20 protein-coding genes and 1 riboswitch are annotated in these 19,267 nt (G+C 48.4%); of the genes, 1 reads left to right on the top strand and 19 read right to left on the bottom strand.

The genetic code is table 11. The features are described 5' to 3' along the window. Positions 1 to 56 precede the first annotated feature (56 nt). The 14 genes from ESP131_RS15015 to ESP131_RS15080 form a co-directional block, all read right to left on the bottom strand. A complete protein-coding gene (locus tag ESP131_RS15015; RefSeq protein WP_050678660.1) occupies positions 57 to 890 on the bottom strand; it encodes a MetQ/NlpA family ABC transporter substrate-binding protein in 834 nt (277 codons plus the stop codon). Positions 891 to 922: 32 nt separating this feature from the next. After that, positions 923 to 1,588: a methionine ABC transporter permease gene (locus ESP131_RS15020; RefSeq protein WP_029342432.1), complete on the bottom strand. Its 666-nt coding sequence runs from the start codon at positions 1,586 to 1,588 to the stop codon at positions 923 to 925. Beyond that, complete coding sequence (locus ESP131_RS15025; RefSeq protein WP_056062868.1) at positions 1,585 to 2,607, bottom strand: methionine ABC transporter ATP-binding protein; 1,023 nt, start codon at positions 2,605 to 2,607, stop codon at positions 1,585 to 1,587. Before ESP131_RS15025 ends, ESP131_RS15020 begins: the two co-directional genes overlap by 4 nt. A gap of 76 nt (positions 2,608 to 2,683) precedes the next feature. Next, positions 2,684 to 2,788: riboswitch (SAM riboswitch) on the bottom strand. Between the two features lie 57 nt (positions 2,789 to 2,845). Next, positions 2,846 to 4,012, bottom strand: coding sequence for a bifunctional cystathionine gamma-lyase/homocysteine desulfhydrase (locus tag ESP131_RS15030; protein WP_029342434.1), 1,167 nt, complete (start codon positions 4,010 to 4,012; stop codon positions 2,846 to 2,848). Continuing rightward, positions 4,005 to 4,928 carry a PLP-dependent cysteine synthase family protein gene (locus tag ESP131_RS15035; RefSeq protein WP_023469164.1) on the bottom strand — a complete coding sequence of 308 codons (924 nt, stop codon included), beginning with the start codon at positions 4,926 to 4,928 and terminating at the stop codon, positions 4,005 to 4,007. The genes ESP131_RS15030 and ESP131_RS15035 overlap by 8 nt, the downstream gene beginning before the upstream one ends. Next, entirely contained in the window at positions 4,925 to 5,389 is a 465-nt protein-coding gene (locus ESP131_RS15040) for an S-ribosylhomocysteine lyase (protein WP_029342435.1), read from the bottom strand. Before ESP131_RS15040 ends, ESP131_RS15035 begins: the two co-directional genes overlap by 4 nt. A 3-nt stretch (positions 5,390 to 5,392) precedes the next feature. Further along, on the bottom strand, positions 5,393 to 6,031 hold the full coding sequence (locus ESP131_RS15045; RefSeq protein WP_029342436.1) for a class I SAM-dependent methyltransferase: 639 nt from the start codon (positions 6,029 to 6,031) through the stop codon (positions 5,393 to 5,395). A 538-nt stretch (positions 6,032 to 6,569) separates the two neighbouring features. Then, a complete protein-coding gene (locus tag ESP131_RS15050; protein WP_023469167.1) occupies positions 6,570 to 6,851 on the bottom strand; it encodes a thioredoxin family protein in 282 nt (93 codons plus the stop codon). Between the two features lie 98 nt (positions 6,852 to 6,949). Continuing rightward, entirely contained in the window at positions 6,950 to 7,333 is a 384-nt protein-coding gene (gene gcvH / locus ESP131_RS15055; RefSeq protein ID WP_029342437.1) for a glycine cleavage system protein GcvH, read from the bottom strand. A gap of 64 nt (positions 7,334 to 7,397) precedes the next feature. Beyond that, positions 7,398 to 7,760 (bottom strand): arsenate reductase family protein, encoded by a 363-nt coding sequence (locus tag ESP131_RS15060; RefSeq protein WP_029342438.1) that lies wholly within the window; start codon positions 7,758 to 7,760, stop codon positions 7,398 to 7,400. Positions 7,761 to 7,794: 34 nt separating this feature from the next. Next, complete coding sequence (locus ESP131_RS15065; protein ID WP_029342439.1) at positions 7,795 to 8,247, bottom strand: DinB family protein; 453 nt, start codon at positions 8,245 to 8,247, stop codon at positions 7,795 to 7,797. A 75-nt stretch (positions 8,248 to 8,322) separates the two neighbouring features. Continuing rightward, positions 8,323 to 10,107, bottom strand: coding sequence for an acyl-CoA dehydrogenase family protein (locus ESP131_RS15070; RefSeq protein ID WP_023469171.1), 1,785 nt, complete (start codon positions 10,105 to 10,107; stop codon positions 8,323 to 8,325). Further along, a complete protein-coding gene (locus ESP131_RS15075; protein ID WP_069940911.1) occupies positions 10,104 to 11,294 on the bottom strand; it encodes an acetyl-CoA C-acetyltransferase in 1,191 nt (396 codons plus the stop codon). Before ESP131_RS15075 ends, ESP131_RS15070 begins: the two co-directional genes overlap by 4 nt. A gap of 17 nt (positions 11,295 to 11,311) precedes the next feature. Beyond that, positions 11,312 to 13,729 (bottom strand): 3-hydroxyacyl-CoA dehydrogenase/enoyl-CoA hydratase family protein, encoded by a 2,418-nt coding sequence (locus tag ESP131_RS15080; RefSeq protein WP_069940912.1) that lies wholly within the window; start codon positions 13,727 to 13,729, stop codon positions 11,312 to 11,314. A 183-nt stretch (positions 13,730 to 13,912) separates the two neighbouring features. Between ESP131_RS15080 and ESP131_RS15085 the strand changes: the two genes are divergently transcribed. After that, positions 13,913 to 14,560 carry a class I SAM-dependent methyltransferase gene (locus tag ESP131_RS15085; RefSeq protein ID WP_029342442.1) on the top strand — a complete coding sequence of 216 codons (648 nt, stop codon included), beginning with the start codon at positions 13,913 to 13,915 and terminating at the stop codon, positions 14,558 to 14,560. Between the two features lie 623 nt (positions 14,561 to 15,183). On the opposite strand, the gene ESP131_RS15095 is transcribed toward ESP131_RS15085, so the two are convergent. The 5 genes from ESP131_RS15095 to trhA all read right to left on the bottom strand — a co-directional run bounded on the left by ESP131_RS15095 (position 15,184) and on the right by trhA (position 19,159). Next, entirely contained in the window at positions 15,184 to 15,864 is a 681-nt protein-coding gene (locus tag ESP131_RS15095) for a hypothetical protein (RefSeq protein ID WP_029342444.1), read from the bottom strand. A gap of 87 nt (positions 15,865 to 15,951) precedes the next feature. Beyond that, positions 15,952 to 16,767 (bottom strand): DUF2785 domain-containing protein, encoded by an 816-nt coding sequence (locus tag ESP131_RS15100; RefSeq protein ID WP_029342445.1) that lies wholly within the window; start codon positions 16,765 to 16,767, stop codon positions 15,952 to 15,954. 59 nt (positions 16,768 to 16,826) lie between these two features. Beyond that, positions 16,827 to 17,744: a proline dehydrogenase family protein gene (locus ESP131_RS15105; RefSeq protein WP_029342446.1), complete on the bottom strand. Its 918-nt coding sequence runs from the start codon at positions 17,742 to 17,744 to the stop codon at positions 16,827 to 16,829. 84 nt (positions 17,745 to 17,828) lie between these two features. After that, positions 17,829 to 18,503, bottom strand: coding sequence for a TVP38/TMEM64 family protein (locus ESP131_RS15110; protein ID WP_047393377.1), 675 nt, complete (start codon positions 18,501 to 18,503; stop codon positions 17,829 to 17,831). After that, entirely contained in the window at positions 18,500 to 19,159 is a 660-nt protein-coding gene (trhA, locus tag ESP131_RS15115) for a PAQR family membrane homeostasis protein TrhA (protein ID WP_047393972.1), read from the bottom strand. Before trhA ends, ESP131_RS15110 begins: the two co-directional genes overlap by 4 nt. Between the last annotated feature and the right edge of the window lie 108 nt (positions 19,160 to 19,267).

The following is a 19,267-nucleotide window of genomic DNA, read 5'->3' on the forward strand; positions in this document are numbered from 1 at the left end:
CAGACAAATGAAAAGCATCCTTCCATTATATAGGAAGGATGCCGGTTTCGGTGAACTTATTTGCTGACTGGAACGACCGCACCTTTGTACTTGTCGAGGATCCAATCTTGGTTTTTCTTCTCGTGCAGAACGTCAAGAAGTGCTGTGACACGCTTGTCTTTCTCATCGCCGTCACGTGTGACGATGATGTTGACGTATGGTGACGACTCATCTTCTGATGCGATCGCATCTTTCAACGGGTTCAGACCGTTATCGATCGCATAGTTCGTGTTGATGAGGACGGCGTCGCCTTCATTGTTTTTGTAGGCTTGCGGAAGAAGTGATGCTTCGATGTTCGTCTTGAACTTGAGTTTCTTCGGGTTCTCCGCGATATCACCGAGTTGTGCATCTGTCGTTTTACCGTCTTTGAGTTTAATCAATCCTTCGTTTTGAAGGAACGTCAAGACACGACCGCGTTCCGCGACGTTTGAGCTCGTCAGGATCGTTGCACCGTTTGGCAACTTATCGAGTGACTTGTATTTCTTCGAGTAGATACCGAGTGGTTCAACGTGAACGCCACCTGCGTTCGCGAACTTATATGATTTGTTTTCTTTCTCTTGTTGCTCGAGATACGGTACGTGCTGGAAGTAGTTTGCATCGATTTCTTTTGAAGCGAGCGCTTTGTTCGGAAGTACGTAATCTTGGAACTTCTTGATTTCAAGCTTGTAACCTTTTGCTTCGTATTCTTTTTTAACGTGCTCAAGAATCTCAGCGTGCGGTACGTTTGATGCACCAACGACGAGTGTTTTGTCGTCGCTACCTGATCCTGATGATTTTTCACCACATGCAGCAAGGCTGATTGCTAAAACGGATACAGCGGCAGTACCTACGAATTTTTTCCAAACTTTCATGAATGATTCCTCCAATATGAATAAAATTTGAATTAACGTTTATCGATTGCACGGATCAGCAAGTCACCAATGATTTGGATGACGAAGACGATCGCTAAGATTAAGAGTGTCGCAATGACGATGACATCGTTTTGAGAACGCTGGAATCCTTCGATGAAGGCCATGTCCCCAAGTCCACCTCCGCCGACTACTCCGGCCATTGCCGTATAACCGACAAGTGAGACGAGTGTGACCGTGATACCAGAAACGATGGCAGGCAACGCTTCCGGGATTAAGACTTTATAGATGATCTGGAACTTCGTCGCGCCCATCGATTCAGCTGCCTCGATGACACCTTTATCGACTTCGCGTAACGCGAGTTCAACCATCCGACCGTAGAACGGTGCAGCACCGAAGATCAGTGCCGGTAATGCTGCCGTTGGTCCGAGGAACGAACCGACGATTGCTGTCGTGAATGGAATCAATAAGATCAGTAAGATGATGAACGGAATCGAACGGAAAACGTTGACGACCAAGCTCAAGATTGAATAAAACGCCCGATTCTTGAATAATAACTCTTCGTTTGTTGCATACAATAATAGACCAATGATCAAACCGAGAACGAATGTCGAAACCCCAGCGATTGCCGTCATATAGACGGTACTGCCTGTCGCTTCCCACACCATGTCCCAGTCTAGGTTGTCAAAGAATGAAATCATCGGTGATCCACCTCCACTTCAACATCACTGGCTTGAAGCTTCGTGATGACCGCTTGTGTTGCTTCTGTTTCCCCAATCAACTGAATGAACAGTGTACCGAGTGCCCCTTCCTGTGATTGACCGACGTTTCCGCCGATGATATTGAACAGGACCGGTGAATCCTTCATGACTTCCGCGAGGATCGGGCTTTCCGCTGTCGATCCGACGAACGTCAACTGAACGATTTTACCGGTTGGGTACCGTTCGCGTAGTTTCGCGAACGTTAACTCGTTTTCTGACGGCGACGTCAATTGTTTGACGAATTCTTTCGTCATCGCTTGTTTCGGGTGACGGAAGACTTCCGCGACCGGACCTTGCTCAACGATTTTACCGGCTTCCATGACGGCGACCCGGTGACAGATTTTTTGAATGACGTGCATCTCGTGTGTGATCAAGACGATCGTCAGTTTCAGTTTCTGGTTGATGTCGACGAGTAATTCAAGGATCGAGTCCGTCGTCTTCGGGTCGAGTGCACTGGTTGCCTCGTCACATAAGAGAACGTCTGGGTTCGATGCCAGTGCCCGAGCGATACCAACACGTTGCTTTTGACCGCCGGATAATTGCGATGGGTAAGCTTTTTCTCGTCCGTCAAGACCAACGAGTTGAATCAGTTCCGCAACCCGTTCCTTGCGGCGAGCTTTTGGAAAGCCACCGAGTTCGAGCGGGAACATGATGTTCTCCTCGACTGTTCGTGACCAAAGTAAGTTGAAGTGCTGGAATACCATTGAGACATTCTTGCGGACGCCTCGTAATTCTTTTGGTTTCAGTGATGTCATTTCGACACCATCGATTTGGATCGAACCACTCGTTGGTGCTTCGAGCATATTCAGTAATCGGATCAGGGTCGATTTCCCTGCTCCGGAATAACCGATTATTCCAAAAATTTCGCCGCGCTCGATTGTCAGATCAACATTCGCGACGGCTTCGACTGCTCCGCGCTTTGAGCGATAAATCTTTCCTACGTCTTGTAAACGAATCACTACTGTCCCTCCTAAATAAAAAAGTGCGCGCGTTTTAGAGCAAACGCGCGCACTTTTCAGTACACAAAACCATTTGCTCTCATCTCCCAGACTTTTGTCTGCTGGAATTAGCACCACTTCGGATTAGATCCGCGGTTGCCGGGTTTCATCGGGCCAGTCCCTCCACCACTCTCGATAAGAGTTTCGGTATTAAGTTTGTAGAATATATTCTGAATATTAGCAGGGGTTATTTTTGTTGTCAAACAGTTTTTTCAGAAACTTTTTCGAGGAACGTGAAAGCACGTGTTAAGTCTTCTTTCAAATCTTCCGCATCCTCAAGTCCAACTGAAATCCGGACGAGACCGTCCGTGATGCCGAGTTCTGCCCGACGTTCTGCCGGGATCGACGCGTGCGTCATCCGTGCCGGAACCGAAATCAGACTCTCGACGGCACCAAGACTCTCAGCAAGTGTGAAGAAATGTGTCGCCTCGACGAGTTTTTCTGCGTTCGCTGCTGAACCGACATCAAAGCTGATCATCCCACCAAATCCAGTCGCTTGTTTCGCTTGGATCTCGTGACCAGGATGCGATGCAAGTCCTGGGTAGAAGATGTTCGAGACGATATCTTGCGCTTGTAAGAACGCGACGAGATCATGTGCTGTCTCTTCGATCGCATCCATCCGGATACCGAGTGTACGAAGACCACGGACGAGCAAGAAGCTGTCTTGCGGTCCAAGCACGCCGCCTGTCGAGTTTTGGATGAAGTGCATCTCTTCGCCGAGCGCATCATCTTTGACGACGACAAGTCCAGCGACGACGTCCGAGTGTCCGCCGATGTATTTTGTCGCACTGTGCAAGACGATGTCTGCACCGAGTGCGAGTGGTTGTTGATGATATGGTGTCGCGAACGTGTTGTCGACGACGAGTTTAAGATCGTGACGTTTTGCGATTGTTGCGATTGCTTCGATGTCCGTTACTTTCAACAACGGGTTCGTCGGTGTTTCAACGTAAACGATCTTCGTGTTGTCTTGAATCGCTGCTTCCGTCGCTGCAAGGTCCGTCGTATCGACGAATGTCACTTGGATGTTGAACTTCGGTAAGACGCGTTGCATCAAGCGGAACGTACCACCATAGACGTCATCTGTCATGACGATGTGATCACCAGACTCAAGCAAATGGAAGACGGCATGGATTGCTGCCATCCCAGAACCGAAGGCAAAACCACGTGCGCCGCCTTCAAGATCTGCAATCAATCGTTCGATGCTCGTCCGTGTCGGGTTCGCTGTTCGTGAGTATTCATATCCGTCCTTGAGTTGACCGATTTTATCCTGCTTGTATGTGCTTGTTTGATAGATCGGTGGTGTGACGGCTCCTGTTGCCCGGTCGACACCTGTTCCTCCATGAATCAATGCTGTCTTCTTACGCATGAGTTTCGTCCACCTTTTCAAAGATTTGTTGGCTTAAATAGCGTTCGGCACTGTCTGCGAAGACGGTGACGATCGTACTGCCGGGGTGACGCTTTGCGATATCAAGCGCAGCAACGAGCGCTGCACCTGCTGAACTACCAACGAGTAATCCTTCGCGAGCGGCGAGTGTATGGACCGCATCAAACGCATCACGGTCAGAAATCGTATGAATCTCGTCAACGAGTTCACGCGGAACGAGACTTGGCCATTTTGCTGTTCCAATGCCTTCCGTCTTGTGCGGACCGGCTGGACCACCGTTTAAGACGGAGCCTTCCGGTTCGACGATTGCTGCTTTTGTACCGAGACGTTGTTTTAAGAAGTCCGCTGTTCCGGCGAACGTACCACCTGAACCACAACCGGCAACGAACCAGTCGATGTGCGGCAAGTCCGCAATCAGCTCAGGACCGAGTGTCCGCTGATACGTGACTGGGTTCTCTTCGTTTTCGAATTGTAACGGAACGTAACTGTTCGGAATTTCCTGACCGAGTTCTTTTGCCCGGTCGATCGCCCCTTGCATATCGAGTTCAGTTGGCGTGTTGACGACGGTTGCGCCGAGTGCCCGCATCAACGTCTGCTTTTCCTGACTGAATTTTTCCGGAACGACACAGATGACTTGGAGATCGTATTTTTTAGCGGCGAGCGCCAAGCCGATGCCGGTATTCCCGGCTGTCGGCTCGATGATCGTACCGCCTGGTGTCACATGTCCGTTTTCGATTGCTGCATCAACGAGTTGAATGCCAAGGCGGTCTTTGACGCTGCCCCCAGGGTTCATCCATTCGAGCTTCGCCAAAATGCGCGTACCAGCAGGCAAATCGAATGAAGTGATCTCGTAGAGTGGTGTGTTTCCGACGAGGTCGCGGACGTTGTTCGCGATCATCCGAAGACGATGTCCCATTCATCACGACCGGCAAGCATTTTCTCGGCATAGTGCTTCGCTCCTTTGAGGTCATGTGCGCTCGCAAATCCACATTGGACTTCGTTTTGCGCTGGAATCTCTTCTGCTGCGAGGACGTCATTCAATGTTTTCTCAACGAGTTCGCTCATTTTTTCGACCGAGTCGAAGTTCATCATCGCCATGTAGAAACCTGTTTGGCATCCCATTGGCGAGACATCAATGACATCATCCGAGTAGTTGCGGATGTTTTCAGCAAGTAAGTGCTCGAGTGTGTGCATCGCACGCATCGGCATTTGCTCAACGTTTGGTTGCGTGAAACGGATATCGTATTTGACGACTTGGTCGACTTTACCTTCTTTATAACCCGCGACGCGGATATAAGGTGCTTTGACTTTCGTGTGATCCAGGTTAAAGCTTTCGACGTTCATTTTTTGAAGTGCCATGATTTATTCCCCCATTTTCTCGGCTTCTACGAGCCAGACGAAGTGATTGTATTGTATAAATTTAACAGTGAATCCCCGTGCTGTAAACAATTCTTCCATGACTGGAATCAAAGGGTAGAACTCGCGTTCGAGATCTTCCGCTAACGCATCGAACCCTTGAGCACGTGCTTCGCGTATCGTTTGCAAGCGTGCCTCTTCTGAGACGAACATCGTATCCGCGTAGACGATTTTTCCGTCTGCCGGTAAATGTGATGCCATCAGTTCGATTGCTTCTCCCTTTTCCTCATCCGTTAGATGATGAAACGCATACGTGGAGACGAAACTGCGTGCTTCCTTCGCTTCGAACGAGAGGAAGTGACCATCCTGTACATCAAGCGATGGAATCTTTTCCTTCAGGATCGCCCGCATTTCCGGACTTGGTTCGACGGCGAGTACGGCGTCGTGACGTGCCAGAAGACGTTGTGTCAGGTTCCCTGTGCCTGCTCCGAATTCAATGACCGGCGACTGCGCTTTATCCGCTACTGTATCCAAAATCTCATCGTATCGACGAAAAACCTCTTTATACTCCGGATCGTGTCCGGTTACTGTCTCGTCATACGTCGATGCCCATTCTGTGAAAACATCCATAAAACGTACTGTCATGCCTTGTCGTCCTCCATCTCACCAGTTAATTCCGAGTAATCGGATATGAATTAAAGTAATTTTCCTTATTCGCATTGTAGCAAGGAGATGCTATCCTGGCAAGCGACCGGCTCGAAAAACTTCCAGAAAACAAAAAAAGGCGTTGCCGGCGAACCGACAACACGAATAATGTGGTTAGAAATGCTACGAAGGAAAACCCAGCTCCATTCGGAATTGTTCGCTCTTCCGCGTGGAGGACGGCGCCTGTTCGACATGATCGCCAGCTTACGTTCACTTCCTGATCAGTCCTTTCGATCCACCACCTGTTCATTGCACCGCTTCGTCTTTGGGGGACGACTTAAGGGGAAACAATACACCGGCTTAGGATGGGAGAAAGGGTTCAGGACTTGAATCGTATTGAACGATCATCTCTGCTAGACTTCCTATAATGCATTTCTAGAAGTTGTTATGAATATACCATTCATATTTCGACGTTGTCAACGGATTATTGTAAATATTCCGACAATTTAACAAAAAGAAAAATCCAGTCGGACTTTTCTTACCGTTCTTGACAAAAAGCAAAGACGTTTTGTACGGACTGAAAAGCATAAAGTCGCTCTACGACTTGATTTTCTTCAATTCGCAGCAACGCAGGAACACTCATGACGCGGGCTTCTTCTAAGAAATCCGGAATGAAATTCCCGTTCGCCTTCTGAATCGATTGACCTGATTCCGTCGCTTCGACGATATCTAGCATGCGCTCCGCGATGGCGCATGTCCCGCACATCGGTGCATAGACATACAATAGCCCGTTTTCTGGGACGGTCGTGACCTCTTGCATGACGGTCGCTCCTTTCTTCGTGGTATCTGTCGTCAGTATACAAAAAAAAGAGAGCGGACGAAACGCAAGCGCCTCGTTCACTCTCTTTTCGTTAAGTATTACTCGTTGATCATCGATTTGTATGCTGCAGCATCCATCAATGCCTCGACTTGTGAAGCATCTTCGATTTCGATGTCGACCATCCAAGCACCTTCGAATGGTGACTCGTTGACGAGTTCTGGGGAATCTGAAAGGTTTTCGTTGATGGCAACGACTTTACCAGAAATCGGTGCATATAGTTCCGAGACCGTCTTGACCGACTCGACTGAACCGAATGGCTCGTTTGCTGAGATCGTATCCCCGACTTCAGGCAATTCAACGAAGACGATATCCCCGAGTTCGTGTTGCGCAAAATCCGTGATTCCGATACGCGCCTTGTTTCCTGATACTTCGACCCATTCATGTTCTTCCGAATAGCGTAAGTTGTCTTTTACTTGACTCATTTCCGATTCCCCCTGTGGACTAATTTGGACTAACGTGTTCAGTATACCAAAATCGACTCTGAACTTAATACCATTTTCCTCGATACATTTCTTCCTTGAAGCCGATCGTGACGTCTCTCCCGTCTGTAACGATCGGACGCTTCAGTAACATACCGTCACTTGCGAGCAACTTGTATTGCTCGTCTTCCGATAACTCAGGAAGTTTGTCCTTGATCCCTTGCGAACGGTATGATTGACCGCTCGTGTTGAAGAATTTCTTCAACGGCTCTCCACTCTTTTGATGAAGTTCATGGATCGTCGTTGCAGATGGTGTCTCCTCGACGATATGTTTGTAGTCCACTTCGACACCGTGCTGTTCGAGTGCTTTTTTCGCTTTGACACACGTACTACATTTCGGATAGCCGTACATCGTGACTGTTTTTGTCATGTTCATCACCTCACCTTCAAGAGTAGCAGATGAATCACTTCTGCTTCAAGCTTGCGAGCGCCCCGTCAATCTGATCTTGATGATGGGCATCATGGGCAACGAACGACTCAACGAATTCTTGCGGTCGGAAATTCTCATAGGTCGCTTCAAATTGCTCGTCAGACAAACGATCGAGTTGATCGACGATGTCACGCCGGACGCTGATCGCTTTTTTCAATAAAGCAAGCGGATCGATATGATGCGCATATTCGACCGCCAGTCGATTGAACTGATCAAAATCTGTCTCAACAAGCGTCAACGGTTCGTCCGGTAATTTCGAAATGGCATGATCGTAATAAAACCGGTCCCATAAATACAGATGACTGACGCACTCAAGGACGGTCCACTTGTTAAGGGCAAGCGGCAGATTCCATTCTTCCGGCGACAAACGTTCAAGGGATTGATAGTAGGCAATCGCAAATTGCAGTTCGACCAATTCTTGGCGCATCTCGTTTTCCTCCTCCAACCAAAAACTTCGCCTTTACAGAGATTTTCCCTGCAAAGGCGAAGCGGTAAACCTGACTTAGACCGTATATTTGTTTGATTCGATGAGACGTTTTGCGATGTCGCGTTTTGTACCGATGACGTTGATCGGCTGGTAACGGCTGAATTTTTTCAGCGCCGAGAGCAACATCCGGAGTTCGTCGCCGCTTGCTGCCGCATAGAGCGTCTCTTTCGCGTCACGCTCGACAGCTTCGAACGCTTGTTGTGCGAAGACTTCCGTGTAACGGACTTTCAGTTCGCTCTTCTCGATCCCTTTGTCGGCAATCGCTTTGTCCGTCCGGACGATCGCTGACTCCAGCGCATAAATCGCACTCATGATGTCGGCTGTATTCGCTAAGATTTCTTGCTCGCCTTGGAGTTTGTCCTGGTATTTCTGGACCGCTGTTCCAGCAGTCAACAAGAAGATCTTCTTCATCATCGCGAGTAAGTGGCGTTCGCGATCAAGTGGTGCCGTTCCGATTTCTGTCGGCATGAAGCTCATCACTTCTTGTTGCAGACGCTGTGCTTCCGCAAGCAACGGCAACTCGCCTTTCATCGCCTTCTTCAGCAATGTCCCAGGCACGAGGAGACGGTTGATCTCGTTCGTTCCTTCGAAGATCCGGTTGATCCGGGAATCACGGTACATGTTCTCGACTTCATATTCTGCCATGAAGCCGTAACCACCGTGAATTTGGACCGCTTCGTCGATGACATAATCAAATGTTTCCGAAGCGAAGACTTTGTTCATCGAGCATTCAATCGCGTACTCCGCGATCGCATCGGCGATTTTCTTTCCGTCTTTGCTCTCTTCTTCTGATAATTGATCGAGGCTGTCTTGGAACAGACCACCTGTCCGGTAGACTGAACTTTCCATCGCATACGTCTGTGCTGCCATCGTCGCGAGTTTTTCTTGAATCAATGGGAACGAGCTGATCGGTGTCTTGAACTGTTTGCGTTCGTTCGAGTACTGGACTGCGAGATCAATCGCTCGTTTTGACGAACCGACAGCACCAACAGCTAATTTATAACGACCGACGTTCAAGATGTTGAAGGCGATGACGTGACCGCGTCCGATCTCACCGAGGACGTTATCGACCGGTACTTCTGCATCTTGTAAGATCAACGTCCGTGTCGAAGATCCTTTGATTCCCATTTTCTGCTCCTCGACACCTGTCGAGACGCCTGGATACGATCCTTCGACGAGGAAGGCTGTGAACTTGTCACCGTCAATCTTTGCGTAGACGACGAACAAGCTTGCGAAACCAGCGTTCGTGATCCATTGTTTTTCACCGTTTAAGATGTAGTGCGTACCGGCTTCATTCAAGACAGCCGTCGTTTTAGCACCAAGAGCATCCGAACCAGAGCCTGGCTCCGTCAACGCGTACGAAGCGATCCACTCCCCTGAAGCGAGTTTCGGCAAGTATTTATGCTTTTGCTCTTCGTTACCGAAGAAGACGATCGGCAATGAACCGATTCCGACGTGTGCGCCGTAGCTGAGGGCGAATGAACGGCCGCGCGCAAACTTCTCCGTGATGATCGAAGACGAAATCTTATCCATCTGATAACCGCCGTATGCTTCCGGAACGTCTGCGCCGAGTAGACCAAGCTCGCCTGCTTCGCGGAGGAGACCGACCGACAATTCGAACTCATGTTTTTCGATCCGGTCTAGAACTGGAACGACACGATCTTCGACGAACTTCGCTGTCATGTCACCGACCATTTTGTGTTCTTCCGAGAAATCCTCCGGTGTGAAGAGACGTTCTGGTGCTAACTCATCTAATACGAAACTGCCACCTTTGATTAATTCGTTTGTCGTTTGGCTCATTGTCCTGTTCCTCCTTCAACTAGTTCGAATACACCTGCTGCGCCCATTCCGCCACCGATACACATCGAGACGACACCATACTGGACATTTCGGCGTTTCATTTCATGCAAGAGTGTCAATGTGAGTTTTGTTCCTGTACAACCGAGTGGGTGACCGAGGGCGATCGCTCCACCGTTGACGTTGACGATGTCTTCGTTTAATCCAAGTTCGCGGATGACACCGAGTGACTGCGAAGCGAACGCTTCGTTCAACTCGATCAACCCGACGTCCTCAAGCGTGATCCCCGCGAGGTCAAGTGCCTTCGGAATCGCGACGACTGGTCCGATCCCCATCACTTCCGGACGGACACCACCGACCGCGAACGATTTGAACTTACCGAGAATCGGTAACCCTTGCCGTTCTGCTTCTTCTCGTTCCATGACGAGGACGGCAGCGGCACCGTCTGACGTCTGCGAAGAGTTCCCTGCCGTGACGCTACCGCCAAGACGGAACGCTGGGCGAAGTTTCGCGAGACCTTCCGGTGACGAATCCGGACGAACACCTTCATCGTGCTCGACGACGAATGTCTTCTCTTCGATTTTCAGTTCATCGTTGACGAATTGTTCCGTCACCGTTATCGGGACGATCTCGTCGACGAACTTACCAGCCGCAATTGCTGCTGCCGCTTTTTGGTGACTCTTCAAGGCAAAGGCATCTTGATCTTCCCGTGAGACATTGTAGGTCGCAGCGACTTGCTCCGCTGTATGCCCCATGCTCATGTAGTACTCTGGTGCCGTGTCGACGATCGACGGATTAGGTCGGACGACGTGACCCGGCATCGGAACTTGACTCATCGATTCGAGTCCACCAGCGACGACAGCAGTTGCTTGCCCCGTCATGATCTTCATCGCCGCATCAGCGATCGATTGTAGTCCACTTGAGCAATACCGGTTGATCGTGATCGCCGGTACCTCATGTGATAATCCACCGAGGACTGAAGCGTAGCGGGCGATGTTCATCCCTTGCTCTGCTTCCGGTAAGGCACATCCGAGGATGACGTCATCAACCGCTCCCGTATAACCGGACCGTTTCAACGTTTCCTGGATGGCGATGCCTGCTAATTCATCCGAGCGCATCGACTTGAATGCGCCTTTTTTTGCTTTTCCGACCGGTGTCCGTGCACCGGCGACGATTACTGCTTCCTTCATCCGAATCCCCCCAGTCCTCAGTTACGAAGCGGCTTGCCTTTTACGAGCATGTGCTGCATCCGTTGTTGTGTCTTCAACTCACCGATCAGGCTCAAGAATGCTTCCCGTTCGATGTCGAGCATATATTGTTCATCGACGTGGCTACCGAAGGCGACGTTTCCGCCGGCGATGACGTGTGCGAGTTTACTTGCGATTTTCAAATCGTGTTCCGAGATATAACCACCGTAGAACATTTCGCGTGTTGCGAGTTCAAGCGTCGCTTTCCCCGCACGACCGACGACTGGAATCTTCGCTTTCGCTGGTGCCGTGTAACCAGTCCGGTCCAGTTCAAGGACAAGTTGTTTCGCATCATACGTCAAGTGATCCCGATTCATCGAGATCTGATCAACGGAGCGGACATATCCGAGTTCGCGTGCTTCAAAGGCTGATTTTGAGACTTTTGCCATCGCGACGTTCTCGAACGTCTTTTGCGCTGCTTTCTCGATGTTGACGAGTCCTTCCGGTGTGTTCTCTAACAGTCGACGGTACGTGTTGACGTTTCCGCCGCCTCCTGGAATCAGACCGACACCGACTTCGACGAGACCCATGTACGTTTCAAGACCAGCTTGCAGACGAGCTGCCGGAAGCGAGATCTCCGTACCGCCACCAAGCGTCATTCCTTGCGGTGCAACGACGATTGGACGCGATGCATAGCGAATCTTTTGAATCGATTGTTGGAACTTATTGATGATCCAATCGAGTTCGAACCAGTTCTCATCTTCTGCTTCCATCAGCATCATCGCTAGGTTCGCACCGACACAGAAGTTCTTACCATCGTTCGCGATGACGAGACCACGGTGGTTTTTCTCGACGAGATCAACCGACTGTTCGATCATCTGCATGATGTCAACACCGATCGCATTACTCTTCGAAGTGAACTCGAGGACCGCGACATCGTCTCCAATATCAAGCAGGCGCGCTCCGTTGTTCTCAAGGAGAACACCGTTTGACTTCCGAACGTCGCGGAGATGGATTTCCTTCGGATTGACCGTTGCTCCGACGTAGTCTTGTGTCGCTAAGTCATAATGACGACCGGACGCATCATAGAAACTCGTCTTCCCTGCCGCAAGCATCTCATCGACCCAGGCCGGTACCGCGTAACCGTCTTGTTTCATCTTCGCGACCGTTTTCTCGACGCCGAGTGCGTCCCATGTCTCGAACGGTCCCATCTTCCAGCCGAAGCCCCATTTCATCGCTTCATCAATCGCTTTGATGTCGTCTGCGATCTCTCCCGTCAGCTGAGCCGAGTAGAGCAATGTTTTCGCGTGGATCGGCCAGAGTAAGGCGCCGACACGATCTTGCGCGAAGACGACGGCTTTCAGTTTGTTTTTAGCGCCCGGAAGTGCTTTGGCTTGTCCGATTGACGGTTCAGTAAGCGCTTTCTTTCCAACGTACTCGAATGTCTCGAGATCAAGTTCAAGGATCTGTTTTCCGACTTTCTTATAGAAGCCTTGACCGGTCTTCGCACCGAGCGCTCCTTGTTCGACAAGGCGACGCATTTCAGCCGGAACCGCGAACGTCTCCTTCTCTTCGCCTTCAGGCAACAAGTCATAGACGTTGTTTGCGACATGAACGAACGTGTCGATGCCGACGACGTCGAGTGTCCGGAACGTCGCTGACCCTGGGCGACCAAGGAGTGGACCTGTGACGGAATCGACTTCCCCGATCGAATAGCCACCTTTTTTCATCTCATCCATCGTTACGAGGAGACCGTATGTCCCGATCCGGTTGCCGATGAAGTTCGGTGTGTCCTTCGCGATGACGACACCTTTCCCGAGTCGTTCCTCTGCGAATTGTTTCATGAAGTCAACGACACGTGGATCCGTGTCTGACGTCGGAATCAACTCGAGTAACTTCAGATAACGTGGTGGGTTAAAGAAGTGTGTCCCGAGGAAACGACGATTAAACGATTCCGAGCGTCCTTCGCGCATCGCTTCGATCGAGATGCCTGATGTGTTCGAGCTGACGATCGCATCTTCCCGAATGAACGGTTCGATTGTTTTAAACAATTGCTGTTTGACATCGAGTCGTTCGACGACGACTTCAACGATCCAGTCCGCTTCCTTCAGACGCTCTAAATCGTCTTCTAAGTTTCCGACCTCGATGAAGTCGATCAATTTCTTTGACGCGAGTGGTGCTGGATTTTGTTTCAAGAGTTTTTCGCGGTTATCGCGCGCGATGCGGGAGCGGACGCGCGGATCACTCAGCGTCAAACCCTGCTTCTCTTCTTGTGCCGTAAGTTCTTTTGGTACGATATCAAGCATCAATGTCCGTATGCCAGCATTCGCAAGATGTGCCGCGATGCCTGCACCCATCACCCCTGAACCGATGATGACGGCGAATTGGATGTGTTTCGTCAACTGGATTGTGGTCGGCTGACCGATTTGACTCGCCATGATATACCCCCTGAGTTTAAATTGAATGAACAACCATTCATTATACTGACAAAAAAAGAAGCCAATCGGTTTTCGTTTGCTTCTTCTACATCTTCATCATAAATGAATAATGATTCAGTAGCAATAAAAAATCAGTCAATGGACAAATTTTCCTGTTAGACTAATAAAAAGGAGTGGTTGAAAATGAGTCAAACTGAGCACGTATGGAATCAAAAAGCCGCTGACTGGGCGGAGCGCGCTGATGATATGTGGACGAATGGTAGCCGCAAAACCGTTTTGCCGTTCTTACGAAAAATGATCACCGGTGGTCGGTTGCTTGATCTCGGTTGTGGCGATGGTGCCGCCTGTCGCTTACTGACACCGGACTTTCAGACAGTTGGGCTCGATGTCTCTGACGAGATGATTCGAATCGCCCGTGAGAAGTCACCCGAGCAGACGTTCATCGTTGGAACGGGCGAAGCATTGCCGTTCGGCGATTATGCATTTGACGTCGTTCTTGCCGTCAACTCACTCGAATGGTCGACACGTCCCGTACAGGTGTTACAAGAAATCGAACGCGTCGCCCCACTTGTCGTCATCAGTCTACTCGGTCCGACAGCCGCACCACGGCAACTTGCTTATCGTCGTCTGTATGGCGAAGAAGTCGCGATGGGGAATACGATGATGCCGTGGGAATTGCTGCAATTAGCGAAAGAACGGGGTTGGACGTTACTTGATGAAGCAGTCATCCAAAAGGAAGGCGCCGTCATGACAGGACACCGGTTACTTGATCAAGCCCATGCCTTCTCATGTTTATTTGCTTTTCAGACGACGGCTGTAAGGGAGAGATAAATATGTCACACAGTACCTTTTATACGTCTATATTAATAGCTTTATGTATTGTTTTATTATTTTACATTGATGCTCTCGATGTTCTAGAAAGATGGCAATTCTTCCTACTCTTTATTGGTCTCTTATTCTGTATACAGGCATTGGGGGACCGTTTATTTCGACGTTATCGGGAGAAACGTTTCCAACCACAAACTACTGTCTTCTTAATGATTGGTTTATTTGCTGGGATGGTGTTTCTAGGTAATATCATTTGGCCATGATGCGAAATGATCGATGTAACGCACTATTCACCTCACTGTCTTCTCACCCGCTTTCCCCAGGCGAGACACAAGCCAGTCTTCCTCATCCCTCGGATGACTAATCCGGGTCTTGTTTGTCTCTGACAGCGCGATAAAACGTCGCGCTTTTTCCTGTAGGAGTCGGGTGAAGACATGTGAGGTAGCTTAGATATAGTAAACGGTCTCTCACTAGAAGTTAAGAGACCGTTTTTAGTTGATTTCATTCAATTTGAGACTGCAAATCACATTGTCTTCATCACACCGGTAACGGTAATGATAAGTGTGAATCAAGATCGTCTACTTACTAAAATTCGTTTAGTATTTTAAGAAGTACTTTTTACAGATTCAATCTTCTAAGTCATATTTCAAACTAGAAAATGAACGACTTACCTTAAAATTGAAATCAATAAGAGTATTTAAATCGTATTTCTTTTGCTGATACATCTCTTTCATGAATTGCAAGAAAATGTAGCAACACGTATATAAATCGTCTCCAGTGTCTTCTCTCATCGAAGCATAATCAATTTCTTCACCTAGCGAATCATACACAATCGTTTCAAACTCTAAATTCGTATGCCACATAAAATCTAAAAATCCTTGTAGGACTGCCTTCTTATACATATCTAGTGGAAAAGTAGCCAAGATTTTATTTTTATAATAAAACTCTACTACTTTTTTTTGATAGAAAAATCGAATGATAAAGTTAGAAGAAATTTCCTCGCTCTCATATTGTAAAGACCAGTTTGATTTTTCAATGTCATATAGTTCACTTGTCGATACACTTTTTATTAAAGCGTGCCAAAACATGTATAGCTCACTTACATGTGCGTCAAAGGGAAGTGGTTCACCATCTATACAAAAAACAACTTTTCCAGAAGGATACCCGTCAGTTCGACCAAATGCATAATTAAATACATCGTTGTCTTTTAAATCGGTCATCTTTATGAACCCTGGGTATTCTTGATTAATATCTAGTTCTTTTTTTTCAGGAGGAATTTTAATGAAACTCTTAACTTCCAAATGCATAATAAAATCGTCCTTTCATTTATGAGCATACTTCCTACCTGAGGACAGCGAAGAATTCGAAGACGTCCAATATACTCTATGTCTTTATCATCCATGCGTTCGCTGATGTATCTGTCGCAAACACTCTTCAATCAAGACAAGACTCGATTGTCCTTCCCATTTCAATCGGAAATAGAGTGTCTGCAACATCTGTTTGACGTTACGATACGTCGTCCACTCCGCATCCCCCCATGTCACGTCACTCTCAAGCCACTCCTTAATATTACGTTCGATTCGTTGTAATAGGAGGCCTTCCGACAGTCCATGGCGACAAGCTTGCAACCATGCCGTCACCATCCGGTCCGCTTCTTCATCGATATAGAGATAATCGGACCGTGTCAACTGACGAATCATCGCATCAATCGCTCCGAGTTCCTCCTGCGGACGACTCGCTGTATGCGTAAACCAAACCGCATAGACATCGGCGATATGTGCCATGCTGTGTGCCCACCCCATTCCATCAATGAATCCACGGACATCCTTCTCTTGCTCCAAATAGGTTTTTAAGTAAGTCGACAGCCGATTCAGCTGACTTTGCGTCAATAAGTGTCTTGTTTTATCCATCACTAACAGTTCAGCAAGTGCTAATGCTGAAAATGATCGTGTCAGAACAGCTGTTGTGTCCGCTGTTCCCATCCGGTACATCAATCCATGCCCGCTTAAAATGAAATCGAAAATTCGATTGGTGTCTTCTATCGTAAAGGACTCTGATGCGATGTAGGTCGCTAACTGCGGATAGATCAATCCATCCCGCAACTCAGAATCCGTCGAACCAATATGTAGAAGTAACTCATCGAGTAATGCAGGCGTTGTATTCGCGTTTTGTTGCAACAGTTCCTTTAACTCTTGTTCTGTGCGTGCCATTCTGTCATCTCCTCTCTAAATCAAAAAAAGACGATGCAACGTTGCATCGCCTTCTTTTCTTATCCTTTAACCATCCCTTTAAGAACGAAGGCAACGTTTGCCGGTCGTTCTGCTAAGCGGCGCATGAAGTAACCGTACCAGTCACGTCCATAAGGGACGTAGACGCGGACTTTATAGCCTTGTTTGACGAGTTCGAGTTGACGCTCGACACGGATACCGAATAACATCTGGAATTCGAACTGGTCTTTTTCAATCCCGTTTTCTTTAGCGTAACGGATAACTTGCTCGATCATCGCATCGTCATGCGTTGCGACGGCAGCATAGTTTCCGAGTGATAATTGTAATTTCACGAGCTTGATGTAGTTGTGATCGACGTCTTCTTTTTCTGGGAACGCCACCGTTGCCGGCTCTTTGTATGCTCCTTTGACGATTCGGAGATTCGTTTCGAAACGTCCGACACGTTTGATATCATCTTCCGACCGGTAGAGATACGACTGGATGACCGTTCCGATGTTATCGAAAGATTGGCGCAATTCTTCAAACAATTGAATCGTCTTTTCACAACGTGGCTCATCTTCCATGTCGATTGTGACGAAGACACCAAGTTCTTTCGCTCGTGTTAAGATCCGTTCCATGTTCGAGCGGATCAAGTCGTCCGAAATATCGAGTCCGAGTGATGTCAGTTTCAACGAGAGTTGCGAGTCTAATTTTTCTTCCGCAATCATCTCTACCGCACGAATACATTCCTGTGTCATCATCTCTGCTTCAGCCACCGTCGAGATGAACTCCCCTAAATGGTCCATCGTGACGCATAACCCTTTTGCGTTCAATTCCTGGATCGCCCGTTTTGATGCTTCCAATGAATCCCCTGCCACGAAGCGACTTGCTCCGAATTTAAGCCCGTATCGCTTGGCGAGACCGTTCAATGTCTTGTTTTGCGATAAGAAGATAAAACCATCCCGTAGTACTTTTTCCATCACTCATGATTCCCCCTAAATAAATGCTAGGCTGTTTTACCGTATCGGTTCACATCTCTGCACTCATATTATGCCATAAAGCGCTTACATACGCTCTTTATTTCGTTTATTTTTGAGAATCCGTTGAGCAACAAGTCCTACGGCAAAGAATAGGACATATAGTCCGATCGCAACGAAAAATTGCCAGGAGAACGGATCACGAAGGCTTGAGCCGATATTGTTGTAAACGAACGCACCGGGAATGATCCCGAGATAGTTGGCGATAGCGAACTGTTTAAAGCGGATTTTCGATAATCCAGACGCGTAGCTGATCGCGTCAAACGGAAATAGTGGAATCAACCGAACGACGAGCACGACGAGGAAACCGTTCGTCGCAATCCGTTCGTCGAGTACGTTCAGCTTCCCTTTTCCAATCAACTTCTCGACGCCACGGCGACCGAGCAATCGAGCGATCCAAAAGCTGAGCAAACCGCCGGTACCAGCACCAATAACATCAAGTAACGTTCCGAGCCACGGTCCGTACGTATACCCACCAAATAACGTAAGCAAGCTCGCCGGGAAAAAGACGAGTGGTCGGACAGTGTAGGCGAGCACGTAAAGCAACATCCCGGTCAGACCTTGATCCCGTACCCAATCCGATAATGCTTGAATGTCGAATTGCTCCAGCATTCCAGACATCCGGAAGTACAGGAGCAATCCAAGTCCAAACATAAAATACAGCGTGAGCGGGAGCCAGTCCCGGAGCCGTAGTTTCTTCATGACATCGTCGCCGGAGCAACGTAATAGAAAATCGATAGGAAGATCAAGATACTGCCAGCGAGGACGAACAGATGCCAAATCGCGTGGTTATACGGCAAGCGTGCCCAGACGTAGAAGATGACGCCGAGTGAGTAAGCAAGTCCACCACCGAGGAGCAATAAGAATCCTTGTAACCCGAGCGCTTCATAGATCGGCTTGATCGCAAACAGACAACACCAGCCGAGAATCAGGTAAGACGCATTCGAGATCCAAACGTATTTACCGGTCGAATAGAGCTTCCAGATGATACCGAGTGTCCCGACACCCCAAACGATCCCAAGTAATGTCCAGCCGAGCGGACCACGGAGCGTGATCAAGGCGAACGGTGTATAACTACCGGCAATCAACAGATAGATACCAGCATGATCTAAAATTTGTAGAACCTTATTTGCTTTCGTATGCATCAGCGAATGCATCAAGGTCGAGAACAGATAAAGGAGAATCATCGTTGCCCCGAAGATACTGACAGCGGTGACGTTCCAAGCGCTACCTGATTTCGTCGCCTGCAAAATCAATAGGACCAGCGCGACGATACTGAAAATGACACCCAATCCGTGTGTAATGGCACTGGCGATTTCCTCTTTCAAGGAATCACCTTTTGCGAGCAGCTCTTCGATCGTTTCTTTCGATTGTTGCTTGATCGTTTGCTTAAGTTCTTTTTTTGTAACCAATCGAACACCTACTTTCTGATTGAAAAACATACGACTATGTGTTTGATTATACGC

This window comes from Exiguobacterium sp. U13-1 (assembly GCF_001750115.1).
In the GTDB taxonomy this organism is placed as follows: Bacteria; Bacillota; Bacilli; order Exiguobacteriales; family Exiguobacteriaceae; genus Exiguobacterium_A; species Exiguobacterium_A acetylicum.

Bases quoted from the DNA above. Each gene is read 5' to 3' on its own strand.
- ESP131_RS15075 (WP_069940911.1), bottom strand. From the start codon at position 11,294: ATGAAGGAAGCAGTAATCGTCGCCGGTGCACGGACACCGGTCGGAAAA.
- ESP131_RS15035 (WP_023469164.1), bottom strand. From the start codon at position 4,928: ATGATCGCGAACAACGTCCGCGACCTCGTCGGAAACACACCACTCTAC.
- ESP131_RS15105 (WP_029342446.1), bottom strand. From the start codon at position 17,744: ATGGAAAAAGTACTACGGGATGGTTTTATCTTCTTATCGCAAAACAAG.
- ESP131_RS15050 (WP_023469167.1), bottom strand. From the start codon at position 6,851: ATGCAAGAGGTCACGACCGTCCCAGAAAACGGGCTATTGTATGTCTAT.
- ESP131_RS15095 (WP_029342444.1), bottom strand. From the start codon at position 15,864: ATGCATTTGGAAGTTAAGAGTTTCATTAAAATTCCTCCTGAAAAAAAA.
- ESP131_RS15060 (WP_029342438.1), bottom strand. From the start codon at position 7,760: ATGACAAAAACAGTCACGATGTACGGCTATCCGAAATGTAGTACGTGT.
- ESP131_RS15065 (WP_029342439.1), bottom strand. From the start codon at position 8,247: ATGCGCCAAGAATTGGTCGAACTGCAATTTGCGATTGCCTACTATCAA.
- ESP131_RS15085 (WP_029342442.1), top strand. From the start codon at position 13,913: ATGAGTCAAACTGAGCACGTATGGAATCAAAAAGCCGCTGACTGGGCG.
- ESP131_RS15020 (WP_029342432.1), bottom strand. From the start codon at position 1,588: ATGATTTCATTCTTTGACAACCTAGACTGGGACATGGTGTGGGAAGCG.
- ESP131_RS15100 (WP_029342445.1), bottom strand. From the start codon at position 16,767: ATGGCACGCACAGAACAAGAGTTAAAGGAACTGTTGCAACAAAACGCG.
- gcvH (WP_029342437.1), bottom strand. From the start codon at position 7,333: ATGAGTCAAGTAAAAGACAACTTACGCTATTCGGAAGAACATGAATGG.
- ESP131_RS15040 (WP_029342435.1), bottom strand. From the start codon at position 5,389: ATGGCACTTCAAAAAATGAACGTCGAAAGCTTTAACCTGGATCACACG.
- ESP131_RS15015 (WP_050678660.1), bottom strand. From the start codon at position 890: ATGAAAGTTTGGAAAAAATTCGTAGGTACTGCCGCTGTATCCGTTTTA.
- ESP131_RS15110 (WP_047393377.1), bottom strand. From the start codon at position 18,503: ATGAAGAAACTACGGCTCCGGGACTGGCTCCCGCTCACGCTGTATTTT.
- ESP131_RS15045 (WP_029342436.1), bottom strand. From the start codon at position 6,031: ATGACAGTACGTTTTATGGATGTTTTCACAGAATGGGCATCGACGTAT.
- ESP131_RS15080 (WP_069940912.1), bottom strand. From the start codon at position 13,729: ATGGCGAGTCAAATCGGTCAGCCGACCACAATCCAGTTGACGAAACAC.
- ESP131_RS15030 (WP_029342434.1), bottom strand. From the start codon at position 4,012: ATGCGTAAGAAGACAGCATTGATTCATGGAGGAACAGGTGTCGACCGG.
- ESP131_RS15070 (WP_023469171.1), bottom strand. From the start codon at position 10,107: ATGAGCCAAACGACAAACGAATTAATCAAAGGTGGCAGTTTCGTATTA.